This is a genomic window from Streptomyces sp. NPDC093586 (assembly GCF_044764905.1).
GTDB lineage: Bacteria > Actinomycetota > Actinomycetes > Streptomycetales > Streptomycetaceae > Streptomyces.
Genome location: NZ_JBIWJA010000005.1, coordinates 13,618 through 26,536, shown reverse-complemented (window position 1 = coordinate 26,536; position 12,919 = coordinate 13,618). Strand labels below are relative to the sequence as shown.

The following is a 12,919-nucleotide window of genomic DNA, read 5'->3' as shown; positions in this document are numbered from 1 at the left end:
ACGCTCACGCCTTTCCGGGCGTGGCCGCCTCACCCAGTTCGGCGGAGATCCGGCCCAGCTGGTCGAGCCGTTGCTCCAGACCGGGGTGCGTGGCGAAGAACCGGCCGAGTCCGGGCTCGGAGCCGAAGGCGGGCGTGAAGTAGAAGGCGTTGAAGGCCTGGGCCGTGCGCAGGTCCTTCGTCGGGATGCGGGCGATGTCGCCGGTCACCTTGGTGAGCGCCGCGGCCAGCGCCGAGGGACGGCCGGTGAGCAGGGCGGCGGCCCGGTCCGCGGCCAGCTCCCGGTACCGGGACAGGGACCGGATCAGCAGGAAGCTGAGCGCGTACACCGCCGCGGAGACGCCCATCACGGCCGCGAACACGACCAGGGTGTTCTGGTCCCGCCGTCCGCCGCCGAACAGCTGCGAGTAGAAGGCGAACCGCACGACCAGCCCCGCGAGCACGCCGAGGAAGGACGCGACCGTGATCACGGCGACGTCCTTGTGCGCCACGTGCGACAGCTCGTGCGCGAGCACGCCCTCCAGCTCGGCCGGCTCCAGCCGGCGCAGCAGCCCGGTGGTCACGCAGATCACCGCGTTGTCCGGGTTCCGCCCGGTCGCGAACGCGTTCGGCATGTCCATCACCGACACGGCGACCACCGGTTTCGGCATGCCGGCCAGCGCCGACAGCCGGTCGACCACGCCGTGCAGCTCCGGATACTCGTCCCGCTCCACGACCCGCCCCCGCATCGCGAACAGCGCGATCCGGTCGGAGAACCAGTACTGCGCCCCGAACACCAGGGCCACGACCACCACGCCGAGGACCCAGGACCTCAGCAGCACGATCAGCGCGGTGACGAAGCCGACGTACAGCAGGCCGAGCAGGAACAGCGTGGCCCCCATGCGCACGGTCAGCCCTCGGTCGCTCCGGAAACGGCTCTGCATCTGCATCACCCCGCGGTCGCGCACTCGCCCCGATGTCCAGTGTGCATCCGGCGCCCCATGAAGAGGTCGCGGCCGTCCCCGGAGGTGGCAAAAAGAAGACGCCTAGTAGGGCGCCCGGAGCTCGACGTACCCGAGCAGGACGATCACGGCGGCCACGCAGCCGAGCACCACGGCGGTGGACACCCACGACGACCGGCGGCCGGACCCGACGTGGTCGGGGTCGGCGCGGAAGGGGACCGGGCCGGGCGGATTCTCCTTCCAGCGCGCGGCGAGCATCCGGGCGCGTGCGGAGGGCTCCTTGTGGGCGGCGCCCTCCGCCCACTTCAGATCGAACTCGCGTTCCTCGTCGTCCCGCTCGGACATCCCCGTACGCTCCCCGTTCCCGGCTCGGACCATCGTGCAGGCGCCCCATGATCCCGGCCCGGCGCCGCCCTGTGAAGCTTTCCGGCCAACGGCCGCGCCCCCGCCCCCCTGCGGACAGGGAACGGGGGCGCGGCACGGTCCGGGCGCGGATCACACGTCGAAGTACATCTCGAACTCGTGCGGGTGCGGACGCAGCTGCAGCGGGGCGATCTCGTTCGCGCGCTTGAAGTCGATCCACGTCTCGATCAGGTCCGGCGTGAAGACGTCGCCCTGGAGGAGGAACTCGTGGTCGGCCTCGAGGTGGTCGAGGACGGCGCCGAGGGAGGTCGGGACCTGCGCCACGCCCGCGTGCTCCTCGGGAGCCAGCTCGTAGAGGTCCTTGTCGATCGGCTCGGCCGGCTCGATCTTGTTCTTGATGCCGTCCAGACCCGCCAGCAGCAGGGCCGAGAAGGCCAGGTACGGGTTGCCGGAGGCGTCCGGGGCGCGGAACTCGACGCGCTTGGCCTTCGGGTTCGAGCCCGTGATCGGGATGCGCATCGCGGCGGAACGGTTGCGCTGCGAGTACACCAGGTTCACCGGCGCCTCGAAGCCCGGCACCAGGCGGTGGTAGGAGTTCACCGTCGGGTTGGTGAAGGCCAGCAGCGACGGGGCGTGCTTGAGGATGCCGCCGATGTAGTAGCGGGCGGTGTCCGACAGGCCGGCGTAGCCCTGCTCGTCGTAGAACAGCGGCTCGCCGTTGCTCCACAGCGACTGGTGGACGTGCATGCCCGAGCCGTTGTCACCGAAGATCGGCTTCGGCATGAAGGTCGCCGTCTTGCCGTTCCTCCAGGCCACGTTCTTGACGATGTACTTGAAGAGCATGAGGTCGTCGGCCGCGGCCAGCAGCGTGTTGAACCTGTAGTTGATCTCGGCCTGGCCGGCGGTGCCCACCTCGTGGTGCAGGCGCTCCAGCTGGAGGCCGGACCGCTGCAGCTCCAGGGACATCTCGGCGCGCAGGTCGGCGAAGTGGTCGACCGGCGGGACCGGGAAGTAGCCGCCCTTGTAGCGGACCTTGTACCCGCGGTTGTCCTCCAGGGCACCGGTGTTCCAGGCACCGGCCTCGGAGTCGATGTGGTAGAAGGCCTCGTTCTCCCTGGTGGCGAAGCGCACCGAGTCGAAGACGTAGAACTCGGCCTCGGGACCGAAGTACGCCGTGTCGGCGATCCCGGTGGAGGCGAGGTAGGCCTCGGCCTTCTTCGCCACGTTCCGCGGGTCGCGGGAGTACTGCTCGCCCGTGATCGGGTCGTGGATGAAGAAGTTGATGTTGAGGGTCTTGTCCCGGCGGAACGGGTCGATGCGCGCGGTGGACAGGTCGGGGCGCAGGGACATGTCCGACTCGTGGATGGCCTGGAAGCCGCGGATCGAGGACCCGTCGAAGGCCTGCTCGTCATCGGGGTCGAACGCCTCGGCGGGCAACGTGAAGTGCTGCATGACGCCCGGCAGGTCGCAGAACCGGACGTCGACGAACTTGACGTCCTCGTCCGCGATGAACTTCTTGGCCTCGTCGGCGTTCTGGAACATCCAGCTCCTCCTACTCCCGACCGTCCCGCCGGGGTGGTAGATCGTTCGTGCGGCCAGTGCGGGTGGCACACGCTGCGTCGACCCTAGGGACGGGTGATTTCTCGGGCGTGACCCGTTTGTTTCGCAGAAGTTAACCGGCTTTCCTCCAGCCTAGGCCCCATGAGGGCGCGGCACACCCCCGCCGTGCGCCGCGCCGTGCCCCCGCCGTCCCTGGGACATACGGGGGCGCAGTACCGTGGACGGGTGGACAACAGGCAAGCAATCGGATCGTGGCTCTCCGGGCCGCGCGCGGCCGTCGAAGGGGCCGGCGCCGACCTCGGGTACCGGGGCGAGCAGCTCGGGCTGCCGGAGGAGGGGCCGGGCTCCCTCGCCCGTCCGGGCCGCAGGCTCGGCGCCCTCGCCGTCGACTGGGCCCTGTGCTCCTTGATCGCATACGGTCTGATCACCGGCAGCTACGGCCAGACCGCGGGCAACTGGGCGCTGCTGATCTTCTTCGCGCTCAGCGTCCTGACCGTCGGCACGGTCGGCTTCACGCCGGGCAAGCGCCTCTTCGGCCTGCGCGTGGTGGAACTGGGCACGGGCCGTGTCAACCCGGCGCGCGCGCTGCTGCGGTCGGTCCTGCTGTGCGTCGCGGTCCCCGCGCTGATCTGGGACCGGGACGGCCGCGGGCTGCACGACCGGCTGGCGCGCACCGTGGAGGTCCGGATCTAGCGCCGCAACAGGCGACGTTCGCCCCGTCGCGACGCCCGGCACGCACTCCCGCCGCACCGGCCGAAAGCCCGAGCACGTCCAGTACGAGGGCTTCCGGCCGGCACCCCCCCAGCCTCCGGCCGGGGGGACCCCAGAGCACGCACCGGACGCCGCTCCTCACCGGGCGAACGTCGCCTGCCGCGACACCGGCGTCCGTACGGCTGCGGCCACCGCGGCACGGTGCCGGTACGGCGATGGGGGCGCCCGGAGAGTGATCCGGGCGCCCCCATCGCCGTACCGCGGTCGGGGTGCCGAGTGCCGCGTCCCGCCGGGCTCAGCGCCGGGGGTTGCCGCCCTTCGGCATGCGCATGCCCTTGGGCATCGGACCCTTGGGCAGGGGCATGTTGCTCATCAGGTCGCCCAGGGCGCGCAGCCGGTCGTTGGTCGCGGTGACCTGCGGACCGGTCAGGACGCGCGGGAGCTTGAGCATGGTCGTGCGCAGCTTCTTCAGCTCGACCTGGCCCTCGCCGGTGCCCACGATCAGGTCGTGGACGGGCACGTCGGCGACGATCCGGTTCATCTTCTTCTTCTCGGCCGCCAGCAGGGACTTCACCCGGTTCGGGTTGCCCTCGGCGACCAGCACGATGCCGGCCTTGCCGACCGCGCGGTGCACCACGTCCTGGTTGCGGTTCATGGCCACCGCGGGGGTCGTCGTCCAGCCCCGGCCGATGTTGTCCAGTACCGCGGCGGCGGCGCCCGGCTGGCCCTCCATCTGCCCGAAGGCCGCCCGCTCGGCCCGGCGCCCGAAGACGATCGCCGTCGCGAGGAAGGCGAGCAGCAGGCCCAGGATGCCGAGATAGATGGGGTGACCGATCAGGAAACCGATCGCGAGGAGGACACCGAAGACGACGATGCCGACACCCGCGAGCACAAGACCGATCTTCTTGTCGGCCTTGCGGGTCATCTTGTAGGTCAGAGCGATCTGCTTCAGTCGCCCGGGGTTCGCAGCGTCCGCTGCAGGTTCCTTCCTCGCCATGCCGTGAAGTCTACGTGTCCGGGAAGGCGCCGACGACGGCAGTGCCCGGTGCCGCCGTACGGAGGAGGTCAGAGGCTGCCGGTGACGACCTGCTGCTGCAGGACCCGCTCGGTCTCGATCCGGTCCTTGGCCCGGCGGCGGTCCTCCAGCACGGAGGTCCAGGCGTTGCGCCGGGCGGTGCGCTGGCCACTGCTCAGCAGCAGCGACTCGACGGCGCGCAGGGCGTCGGTGAACGACGGGATGGCGGTGGCGCGAACGGGCGCGGCCTGCATCGTGGAGGTCCCCCCTCGGTACGGATCCGGGTGCGGGTGCACGTGGTGTGATTCCAGGGTCACTGATTGGTGTTACCAGGGCGTGACCCGCCGGTCAAACGCACATGAAGTGGTGGTGCCGGGGCCCGGAACGACGCCGCGGCCCCGACCGGTGCCCTCAGCTGCGAGGACGGTCGGGGCCGCGGGATATCGGCCACTACTGCCGAGTAGCGTCTTGTGCGTGAATTCACACGCCGCGCGCCCCCGCCGGACGGGCGGAGGCTGACGTCCTGTCAGACGGCCTGACCGGCGACGACGGTGCCGCGCTTCTCGACCGCCATCCGGTAGAGCCGCCCGGCGCGGTACGAGGAACGCACCAGCGGGCCGGACATCACGCCGGAGAAGCCGATCTGCTCGGCCTCCTCCTTCAGCTCCACGAACTCCTGCGGCTTGACCCAGCGCTCCACGGGGTGGTGGCGCACGGACGGGCGCAGGTACTGCGTGATGGTGATCAGCTCGCAGCCGGCCTCGTGCAGCTGCTGCAGCGCCTCGCTGACCTCCTCACGGGTCTCGCCCATGCCGAGGATCAGGTTCGACTTGGTGACCAGGCCGTCATCGCGGGCCTCGGTGATCACCTTCAGGGAGCGCTCGTAGCGGAAGCCGGGGCGGATCCGCTTGAAGATCCGCGGGACCGTCTCGACGTTGTGCGCGAAGACCTCGGGGCGGGAGTCGAACACCTCGCGGAGCAGCTCCGGCACCGCGTTGAAGTCGGGGGCCAGCAGCTCGACCTTGGTGCGGCCGTCCGGGCGTCCGGACGTCTGCTCGTGGATCTGGCGCACCGTCTCGGCGTACAGCCAGGCGCCGCCGTCCGGCAGGTCGTCACGGGCCACACCGGTGATGGTGGCGTAGTTCAGGTCCATGGTGACCACGGACTCGCCCACCCGGCGCGGCTCGTCGCGGTCCAGCGCCTCGGGCTTGCCGGTGTCGATCTGGCAGAAGTCGCAGCGCCGGGTGCACTGGTCGCCGCCGATGAGGAAGGTCGCCTCGCGGTCCTCCCAGCACTCGTAGATGTTGGGACAGCCGGCTTCCTGGCAGACCGTGTGCAGGCCCTCGCTCTTCACGAGGTTCTGCATCTTCGTGTACTCGGGGCCCATTTTCGCCCGGGTCTTGATCCACTCGGGCTTGCGCTCGATGGGGGTCTGGCTGTTGCGGACCTCCAGGCGCAGCATCTTGCGTCCGTCGGGTGCGACTGCGGACACGACCGGCTCCCTAGCGTTCGATTCTTCGGCGTGCCCCAGGGTACGCCCGTTGTTCTGTCGGCCGACGGCGGTGGCGGCCTGGACGGGGGCCGCTCCGGGGTCTGCGGGCAGACCTGCCCGGCCACGACGTGGAACGCCGGCCCGGCCGGATTTATGCCGCCGGCGTCTTCTCGATCACCCTCGGCCTGAGCTCCGCGTTCTCCAGGACGTCCCGCAGGTGGCGCTCCACCACCGGCAGGACCTCCTCGATCGTGATGTCGCGGCCGAGTTCGTTCGCGAGGGAGGCGACGCCCGCGTCGCGGATGCCGCACGGGATGATCCGGTCGAACCACTTGTTGTCCGGGTTCACGTTCAGGGCGAAGCCGTGCATGGTGACGCCCTTCGCCACCCGGATGCCGATCGCGGCGATCTTGCGGTCCTCGCGGCGCTGACCCGCGTTGGACGGGGCGTACTCCGGCCCGTTGAGGCGGGGGTCGAACTCCTCGTCGGTCAGGCGCGGGTCGAAGTCCAGGGAGAGCCCGCCGAGCGCCGGGCGCTTGTCCACCGGGTCGCCGAGGACCCAGACCCCGCTGCGGCCCTCGACCCGGGTGGTCTCGACGCCGAACTCCGCGCAGGTGCGGATCAGGGCCTCCTCCAGTCGCCGTACGTGCGCCACGACGTCGACCGGACGCGGGAGCTTCTGGATCGGGTAGCCGACCAGCTGGCCCGGCCCGTGCCAGGTGATCTTGCCGCCGCGGTCCACGTCGATGACCGGGGTGCCGTCGAGGGGCCGCTCGTCGTCCGCGGTGCGCCGGCCGGCGGTGTAGACCGGCGGGTGTTCGAGGAGCAGCACGGTGTCGGGGACCTCGTCGGCGAACCGCGCGGCATGCACCCGGCGCTGCTCGTCCCACGCCTCCTGGTACTCGACGCGCTCGGCACCGAACCCCATGCGGATGAACCGGAGCTCACTCACGGCAAGAGCCTCCCTGGAAGGTCGTAAGGCACGAACCGTGCCCACGCCACTGTACGACCGGCCGTCGGACCGCTGTCGGGAGGCCGCTGACGTCAGCTCCCCACGAATTCCTCACACGATCGGATGAATGCCTGGGGAAGCGTGCGACCGGGTGTTCACTCTCCGCTACATTCGCGCCGTTCGCATAGCCATAAGGGCTGCTCACAGGCGCTCCGGGCACATCGAAGGGCCCGGAAGGCAGGAGACCGCACCGCACCATGACGGAACGACCCGCGCAGCGCACCCCCAACCGTCAGCTCGCCGCGCTCATCGCCGAAGCGGGGTTCTCCAATGCGGGTCTCGCGCGTCGCGTCGACCAGCTCGGACTCGAACACGGCCTGGACCTGAGATACGACAAGACATCCGTCACCCGGTGGCTGCGCGGCCAGCAGCCGCGCGGCACCACCCCCGCCCTGATCGCCGAGGTCTTCACCCGGCGCCTGGGCCGCCGCCTCACCGCCCAGGACCTCGGCCTGGACGCCTGCGCCCCCGTCTACGCGGGCCTGGAGTTCGCCGCCACCCCGGAGGAGGCCGTCGACATCGTCGGCGGGCTGTGGCGCAAGGACTCCGGCAGCCACGCCGAGCTGCGCAAGATCGCCTTCACCCCGGCCGGCCTGGTCGTGCCCAGCCGGGACTGGCTGATCGGCCGTGCCGACGAGAAGGTGGCCCGCGCCGAGGCGCCCGTCCGCATCCCCGCGCAGGGCCGTCCGGCGTTCCGCGGCGGCCCTGCGCCGCTCGCCCCCTCCCGCAGGCGGGCACCGGCCGAGCGCGGGCCCGGCCAGAAGGTCACCGGCGGCGACCTCGCCGCGCTGCGCTCGGTGGGCGAGCTGTTCCGCAGCCTGGACGACCGGTACGGCGGCGGTCACGCCCGTCAGGCCCTCGTGCGCTACCTGGAGCACGAGCTGGAGCCGATGCTGCGCGGCACCTACGGCGAGCAGACCGGCCGCCGGCTGTTCGCCGCCGCCGCCGACCTGACCCGGCTCGCGGGCTGGACGTCGTACGACATCGCCGCCCACGGCCTCGCCCAGCGTTACTTCGTGCAGGCGCTGCGGCTCGCCCAGGCGGCCGGCGACCGGGCGTTCGGCGCGTACGTGCTGGTCACCATGAGCCGCCAGGCCGTCTACCTCGGCCACGGCCGCGAGGCCGTGCAGCTCGCGCGCGTCGCCCAGCAGGGCGTCGGCACCTCGGCGCCGCCGGTCGTGCAGACGCTGCTGCACGCCGCCGAGGCGCGCGCGCACGGCGTCCTCGGCGAGGTGCGGGCCTGCACGGCCTCGCTGGTGCGCGCCGAGCGCGCCCTGGAGGCCGCCCGGCCCGGGGACGAGGTGCCGCACTGGGCGCGCTTCTTCGACGAGGCCCAGCTCGCCGACGAGTTCGGGCACTGCCACCGCGACCTCCAGCAGTACCGCACCGCCGCCCAGCACGCCGAACGCTCACTGCTCCTGCGCGCCCCCGCCTACGCCCGCAGCCGGCTGTTCTGCCGGGTTGTCCTCGCCACCGCCCGCCTCGGCCTGGGCGAACTCGACCAGGCCTGCCAGCTGGCCGCCGAGGCCGCCGGACAGGCGGCCGAGATGAGGTCGGTGCGGGCGGTGGAGTACGTGCGCGACTTCGAACGGCGTCTGGAGCCGTACCGGGACGCGGCACCCGTGCGGGGCTACCGGGACAAGGTGGCGGCGCTGGGGTGACGGCGCGGGTCAGGCGGCGTGCGCCGTGGACAGGGTCTCGGCCGTGTGCATCGGCCGGCCCGCCCCCAGGTCCGTCAGGATCGCCGTCGAGGCCCGGTGGGCCGAGTGCAGCGCGCCCTGGACGGTGCTGGTGTCGCGGTGGTCGCCGCACACGTACAGGCCCGCCAGCAGCCGCACCGGCCGGTGCGGATCGTGCGGCGGGCGCATGGCGGGCACCGCCTCGGCGGTGTGGTGCACGGCCAGGGTCTCCCAGCGGCTGGTCGACGTGCCGTAGAGGCGGGCCAGGTGGATGCGTACGGCCGCGTCGACACCGGACGGGAGGGGGCCGAGGACCGTCGACGAGACCAGGGCGCGGCCGGCCGGCGCGCGCGACGGGTCCACGTGGCTGACCACCGCCGTGTGGGCGACCGGGCCGCCGCGGCCCGCGTCGAGCAGCAGGGACGCGCCGGTCGCCGGGGGTTCGTCGGTCGTGTGGTGCACCACCGTCACCGGATGGAAGTCCGGCACCCGCAGGCCCGGCAGCAGCTCGGCCGCCGCGCGGGCGTCGGTCGCCACCAGGACGGCCCGGCAGCGGACGACGCCGTGCTCGGCGGTGGTCACCGCGTTGGTGGCGACCGAGGTGACCCGGACGCCGGTGCGCACGGTACCCGGCGGCAGCGTCCGCGCCAGCAGCTCCGGCACGGTCTCCGCCCCGCCCTCGGGCAGCACCGGCCGCCCGCTCGCGAAGGCGCGCAGCGCGAGGTCGGCGCACCGGCTGGAGGTGGTGAGGTCCGGGTCGTGCAGCAGGGCGGCGAGCAGCGGACGCAGGAAACCGTCGATCGTGCGGGCGGGCAGCCCGCGGGCCGTCAACGCCTGGGCGGCGGGCAGCTCCGGGCGGGCCAGCAGCCGTTCGACCGGGGTGCTCGCCAGACGGGTCAGCGCGGCGCCGAGCCGGGCCTGGTCGACGGCGGTGCCCAGCGGGGCGCCCGTCCGGGGCCGGGGGACGGGTGCGGGCCGTCCCGGCACCCGGGGCGCGGAAACCGACCGGGGGGCGCTCGCCAGGGCGCGCACCGTATGGAGTGCGCCCCGTGCGCCCCGCGCGCCGGCCGGAGCGCCCGCGCGGTGGTGGCGTCCCTCGCTGTGCAGCAGCACCCCGGGCGCGAACGGCAGCAGAGCGAGGCCGTCCAGGGCGGGGGTGAGACGCAGTTCCGGGTACGCCGTGGAGAGCAGCTGTCCGATTCTGTCGAGCCGGAATCCGTCGACCTTCTCGGTCGCCATCCGGCCGCCCACCCCGTGGGCGGCCTCCAGGACCGTGGTCGTCACTCCTGCGCTGGTCAGCCGATGCGCCGCGGCGAGTCCGGCGATCCCGGCCCCCACGACGACGACGTCCGCCTGGTACGCGGGCTCAAGCACGTGCCCCTCCTAGGGGGTGTCGTTCGGATCGTGCCGCAGACACGGGGCCTTCCACGCCCGCCTGCGGCGTTGTCGTCACTCGCCGGCGCTCCGCGCCGGCTCCCTCCTCCGCCTCGCGTCCGCCGTTCCCCCACGCGCCGACGAGCTCGCGCGGGGGACCTCCGACGCCCCCGACCACCGGCGCTGCCGGGGAACCGCCGATGTCCTGCGATCCGATCCACACGGCACCTCCCGGAGGCCGCGCGGCCGCTGGAGACGTCATGCCCCCAACCGCCTTGAGGGATACCCGAGTTCACGTCGAGATTAGGACCGGTATCGGTCATCGGGAGTCGCACAGGGGCAGGGCACGGTCGCACGACGGTCGCATGGGGACACCGTTCGGACAGCAAACGGTCACACGGGGGTTCGGGTCCGGCTCCGCCTCACAGCGCCGCCCGGATCGCCCCGTCGATCTCCGGGAACGCGAAGCGGAACCCCGACTCCAGGAGGCGGGCCGGCAGCACGCGGGCACTGCCCAGGACGTCACCGGACATCTCGCCGAGCACGGCCCGCAGCACCGGCGCGGGCACGGCGAACGGCGTCGGCCGGTGCAGCACCCGACCCATCGCCGCGGTGATCTCACGGTTCGTCAGCGGGTGCGGGGCGGTGAGGTTGAAGGGACCGGACAGGTCGTCCCGGTCCAGCAGGTGCCGGAGCGCCGCCACCTCGTCGTGCAGCGCCACGAACGACCAGTACTGCGAGCCGTCGCCCAGCCGTCCGCCGAGCCCCGCCCGGAAGAGCGGGAAGAGCCGCCCCCAGGCCCCGCCGTGCCGGGCGACGACCAGTCCGGTCCGGGCGAACACCGTCCGCACGCCCGCTTCCCGGGCGGGTGCCGCCGCGCCCTCCCACTCCACGCACAGCGACGGCAGGAAACCCTCGCCCGCGGGCGCGCTCTCGTCCACGGCCCGCCCGCCGGTGTCCCCGTAGTAGCCGATCGCGCTGCCGCTCACGAAGACCCGCACCGGTCGCTCCAGCGAGGCGACGGCCTCGGCGAGCACCCTCGTGCCCCGCACCCGGCTGTCGCGGATCCGCGCCTTGTACGCCTCGGTCCAGCGGTGGTCGCCCACCCCCGCCCCGGCCAGGTCGACCACGGCGTCGCACCCCTCGAGCCCGGCCGCGTCCACACGTCCGGCGGCGGGATCCCACCGGACCTCGTCCGCGCCCCGCGGGGCGCGGCGCACCAGGCGCACCACCTCGTGGCCGTCCGCGGCCAGGGACCGCACCAGCGCGCTGCCGATGAGACCGGACGCGCCGGCCACCGCGATACGGGAACGTTCCGAGTCCATGCGCCCATCCTGCCCGGCCCACCGGAAAATCGCGGTCCGACCGCGGACACGCGCCGTACAGTGACCGCCATGCCAGTTCCGCACATACGTCCCGCCCGGCCCGAGGACGAGCAGCCGCTGCGCGTGCTCGACCGCACCACCTGGTCCTACCAGCACGCCGTCGCGCCCCCGCCGGGACCGGACGACCCCTTCTTCCGGGAGCACGCGGGCCCCGCCGACCACCTCGTCGCCGAGCTCGACGGCACCCTCGTCGGCTACGTCCGCCTCGGCTTCCCCACGCCCCTGGCCTCCAACGCCCACGTCCGCCAGATCCGCGGCCTCGCCGTCGCCGAGGCGGCCCGCGGCAACGGCGTCGGCCGGGCCCTCGTCCGCGCCGCCGTCGAGGAGGCCCGCCGCCTGGGCGCCCGCCGCATCACCCTGCGCGTCCTCGGCCACAACACCGCGGCCCGGGGGCTCTACGAGTCCGAGGGCTTCACCGTCGAGGGCGTCCATCCGGAGGAGTTCTTCCTCGACGGCGCGTACGTCGACGACGTGCTGATGGGGCAGCCGCTGCACTGAGGACCCGGGGCGCGGACGGTTCCATCGGCCGGCACGGCTCGCGTCGCGGACGGACCGGATCCACCGGACAGTGGGACCATGCGTGTCCTGCGAGGTCCGCGCGACCCCCGGGGACGGCGTGCGGACCGCATACCGGTCCCGGCCCGGGTGCTGTCCGGCTGCCTGCCCGGCCTCGTCGCCGTCGCGGCGCTGGCGCTGTGCGCGGGCGACGAGGAACGGGCCGCCGGGCCGGACGCCCGCTCGGCCGTCCCCGGCGCCGCCCCCCGGCACACCGCCCCCCGGCCGCCCGTCGTGCCCCGCTCGGTCTGGCTGGGCGACGACGCCCGCGCCCAGCCGGCCCCGCGCTACGACGACGAGGTCCGCGCCGTCTTCGTCCACCACACCGACACGCCGAACGGCTACGACTGCGCCGACGTGCCGGCCATCCTCCGCGGGATCTACACGGGCCAGACCGGTGCCCGGGACTGGGACGACATCGGCTACAACTTCGTCGTCGACCGCTGCGGCACCGTCTACGAGGGCCGCGCCGGCGGCATCGACCGTCCCGTCACCGGTGCCCACACCCAGGGCTTCAACCACCGCACCACCGGCATCGCCGCCCTCGGCACCTTCACCGCCGGCGTCCCCGTGCCGGACGCGCTGACCGACGCGATCGCCGCGCTGGCCGCCTGGAAACTGGGCCCGGCCGACACCGACCCGCGCGGAACGGTCCGCCTGGTCTCCAGCAACGGCCTCAGCCGGTACGCCGCCGGCACCACCGCCACCCTGCCCGCCGTCGCGGGGCACGGCGAGGGGTACCGGACGAGCTGCCCCGGAGAGGCCCTCATCGCCCGCCTCCCGCACATCAGGGAACTCGCCGCCCGCCTCCAGGGCAGGACCGGCTGACCCGG

At 73.1% G+C, this 12,919-nt stretch carries 13 protein-coding genes; 4 read left to right on the top strand and 9 right to left on the bottom strand.

The genetic code is table 11. The annotated features are described in order from the left end of the window. Positions 1 to 4 precede the first annotated feature (4 nt). The 3 genes from htpX to glnA all read right to left on the bottom strand — a co-directional run bounded on the left by htpX (position 5) and on the right by glnA (position 2,845). Entirely contained in the window at positions 5 to 922 is a 918-nt protein-coding gene (htpX, locus tag ACIRFH_RS07535; RefSeq protein WP_403517840.1) for a zinc metalloprotease HtpX, read from the bottom strand. Positions 923 to 1,024: 102 nt separating this feature from the next. Next, positions 1,025 to 1,285, bottom strand: a complete 261-nt coding sequence (locus tag ACIRFH_RS07530) for a hypothetical protein (RefSeq protein ID WP_403517838.1) — start codon at positions 1,283 to 1,285, stop codon at positions 1,025 to 1,027. Positions 1,286 to 1,435: 150 nt separating this feature from the next. Then, a complete protein-coding gene (glnA, locus tag ACIRFH_RS07525; RefSeq protein ID WP_403517836.1) occupies positions 1,436 to 2,845 on the bottom strand; it encodes a type I glutamate--ammonia ligase in 1,410 nt (469 codons plus the stop codon). 243 nt (positions 2,846 to 3,088) lie between these two features. On the opposite strand from glnA, the gene ACIRFH_RS07520 reads away from it, so the two are divergent. Beyond that, positions 3,089 to 3,556: an RDD family protein gene (locus ACIRFH_RS07520; RefSeq protein ID WP_403517834.1), complete on the top strand. Its 468-nt coding sequence runs from the start codon at positions 3,089 to 3,091 to the stop codon at positions 3,554 to 3,556. A 313-nt stretch (positions 3,557 to 3,869) separates the two neighbouring features. Here ACIRFH_RS07520 and ACIRFH_RS07515 read toward each other — a convergent pair whose 3' ends face one another. The 4 genes from ACIRFH_RS07515 to lipB all read right to left on the bottom strand — a co-directional run bounded on the left by ACIRFH_RS07515 (position 3,870) and on the right by lipB (position 7,033). Beyond that, the gene (locus tag ACIRFH_RS07515) at positions 3,870 to 4,571 is read right to left on the bottom strand and encodes a DUF4191 domain-containing protein (protein ID WP_403517832.1); all 702 of its coding nucleotides are present in this window, start codon (positions 4,569 to 4,571) and stop codon (positions 3,870 to 3,872) included. Between the two features lie 68 nt (positions 4,572 to 4,639). Beyond that, positions 4,640 to 4,843 (bottom strand): hypothetical protein, encoded by a 204-nt coding sequence (locus ACIRFH_RS07510; RefSeq protein WP_403518251.1) that lies wholly within the window; start codon positions 4,841 to 4,843, stop codon positions 4,640 to 4,642. 272 nt (positions 4,844 to 5,115) lie between these two features. Then, positions 5,116 to 6,081 carry a lipoyl synthase gene (gene lipA / locus ACIRFH_RS07505; RefSeq protein WP_403517830.1) on the bottom strand — a complete coding sequence of 322 codons (966 nt, stop codon included), beginning with the start codon at positions 6,079 to 6,081 and terminating at the stop codon, positions 5,116 to 5,118. 151 nt (positions 6,082 to 6,232) lie between these two features. Next, positions 6,233 to 7,033 carry a lipoyl(octanoyl) transferase LipB gene (gene lipB / locus ACIRFH_RS07500; protein ID WP_403517828.1) on the bottom strand — a complete coding sequence of 267 codons (801 nt, stop codon included), beginning with the start codon at positions 7,031 to 7,033 and terminating at the stop codon, positions 6,233 to 6,235. Positions 7,034 to 7,290: 257 nt separating this feature from the next. Here lipB and ACIRFH_RS07495 point away from each other — a divergent pair, with 257 nt between their 5' ends. Beyond that, a complete protein-coding gene (locus tag ACIRFH_RS07495; RefSeq protein ID WP_403517826.1) occupies positions 7,291 to 8,754 on the top strand; it encodes a regulator in 1,464 nt (487 codons plus the stop codon). A 9-nt stretch (positions 8,755 to 8,763) separates the two neighbouring features. On the opposite strand, the gene ACIRFH_RS07490 is transcribed toward ACIRFH_RS07495, so the two are convergent. Both ACIRFH_RS07490 and ACIRFH_RS07485 read right to left on the bottom strand, forming a co-directional pair. Next, complete coding sequence (locus tag ACIRFH_RS07490) at positions 8,764 to 10,146, bottom strand: NAD(P)/FAD-dependent oxidoreductase (RefSeq protein WP_403517824.1); 1,383 nt, start codon at positions 10,144 to 10,146, stop codon at positions 8,764 to 8,766. 422 nt (positions 10,147 to 10,568) lie between these two features. Continuing rightward, the gene (locus ACIRFH_RS07485; protein WP_403517822.1) at positions 10,569 to 11,471 is read right to left on the bottom strand and encodes a TIGR01777 family oxidoreductase; all 903 of its coding nucleotides are present in this window, start codon (positions 11,469 to 11,471) and stop codon (positions 10,569 to 10,571) included. Positions 11,472 to 11,531: 60 nt separating this feature from the next. Between ACIRFH_RS07485 and ACIRFH_RS07480 the strand changes: the two genes are divergently transcribed. Beyond that, positions 11,532 to 12,029: a GNAT family N-acetyltransferase gene (locus ACIRFH_RS07480; protein WP_403517820.1), complete on the top strand. Its 498-nt coding sequence runs from the start codon at positions 11,532 to 11,534 to the stop codon at positions 12,027 to 12,029. A gap of 78 nt (positions 12,030 to 12,107) precedes the next feature. After that, positions 12,108 to 12,914, top strand: coding sequence for a peptidoglycan recognition protein (locus tag ACIRFH_RS07475; protein ID WP_403517818.1), 807 nt, complete (start codon positions 12,108 to 12,110; stop codon positions 12,912 to 12,914). Positions 12,915 to 12,919 lie beyond the last annotated feature (5 nt).

What these genes read in the sequence shown, in the direction of transcription:
- glnA (WP_403517836.1), bottom strand. Translation starts at nt 2,845, where the DNA reads ATGTTCCAGAACGCCGACGAGGCCAAGAAGTTCATCGCGGACGAGGAC.
- ACIRFH_RS07510 (WP_403518251.1), bottom strand. Translation starts at nt 4,843, where the DNA reads ATGCAGGCCGCGCCCGTTCGCGCCACCGCCATCCCGTCGTTCACCGAC.
- ACIRFH_RS07485 (WP_403517822.1), bottom strand. Translation starts at nt 11,471, where the DNA reads ATGGACTCGGAACGTTCCCGTATCGCGGTGGCCGGCGCGTCCGGTCTC.
- ACIRFH_RS07530 (WP_403517838.1), bottom strand. Translation starts at nt 1,285, where the DNA reads ATGTCCGAGCGGGACGACGAGGAACGCGAGTTCGATCTGAAGTGGGCG.
- ACIRFH_RS07515 (WP_403517832.1), bottom strand. Translation starts at nt 4,571, where the DNA reads ATGGCGAGGAAGGAACCTGCAGCGGACGCTGCGAACCCCGGGCGACTG.
- htpX (WP_403517840.1), bottom strand. Translation starts at nt 922, where the DNA reads ATGCAGAGCCGTTTCCGGAGCGACCGAGGGCTGACCGTGCGCATGGGG.
- ACIRFH_RS07475 (WP_403517818.1), top strand. Translation starts at nt 12,108, where the DNA reads ATGCGTGTCCTGCGAGGTCCGCGCGACCCCCGGGGACGGCGTGCGGAC.
- ACIRFH_RS07495 (WP_403517826.1), top strand. Translation starts at nt 7,291, where the DNA reads ATGACGGAACGACCCGCGCAGCGCACCCCCAACCGTCAGCTCGCCGCG.